Source organism: Colwellia sp. TT2012, from assembly GCF_001440345.1.
In the GTDB taxonomy this organism is placed as follows: domain Bacteria; phylum Pseudomonadota; class Gammaproteobacteria; order Enterobacterales; family Alteromonadaceae; genus Colwellia.
On the sequence record NZ_LJYX01000168.1, the window covers coordinates 1 to 752 of the forward strand.

General features: G+C 52.5%; 1 protein-coding gene. It reads right to left on the bottom strand.

The annotated features are described in order from the left end of the window. Nucleotides 1–447 (bottom strand): catalase (locus tag ASU03_RS19360; RefSeq protein WP_157466009.1); only part of this gene is annotated, 447 nt, incomplete at its 3' end. Nucleotides 448–752 lie beyond the last annotated feature (305 nt).

The following is a 752-nucleotide window of genomic DNA, read 5'->3' on the forward strand; positions in this document are numbered from 1 at the left end:
GTCCCAGTTACCTTCGGCGGTATAGAACTTGGTGGCGAAACCGCGAGGGTCGCGCAGGGTTTCCGGGGAATGGTTGCCATGAACAACGGCAGAGAACCGTACGAACACCGGCGTGGCCTCGCCTGCGGCAAATACCTTGGCTTTGGTCAGGTCGCTGAGGTTGTCGGTGACCGTGAAGGTGCCGTGGGCCCCGGTACCACGGGCATGTACCACACGCTCGGGGATACGTTCACGATCAAAGCGCTGCAATTTCTGGATCAACTGCACATCTTGCAGTAATACCGGGCCGGTCGCGCCAGCCGTTTGCGAGTTCTGATTATCGCCAACCGCCGCACCATTATCGCGCTTCAAGTTAGCGGCCTGTACAGACACCGATAGCAGACTGGCACTGGCAATTATCAATACATTTCGCGCAGCAATAGACCTGCGACTAATAAGGTTTTTCATCAGGCGTTCCTCTGGTTGTTTTATTGCACTCGAACAGGTGCTTGCCAGAGGCTAGAGCCCTGAACGCCAGAAGATAAATAGAAAACCCTGACCTACCCGATTGAAAAAATAATCTGGTAAAGCCCTGAAATCACGGGTAATTCGCGCGCGACTGATGGCACTTTGCAAACTATTTGCGATTTAATATGTCGATAACAACGAACAGTGTTAACAGTTGTGTCGCGCAAGCCACTGCAGACTGACTTACACTGCACTCTCCCCTTCTCAACTGTAACAAGGAATAACCTATGGGCGTGCTCAGTGAG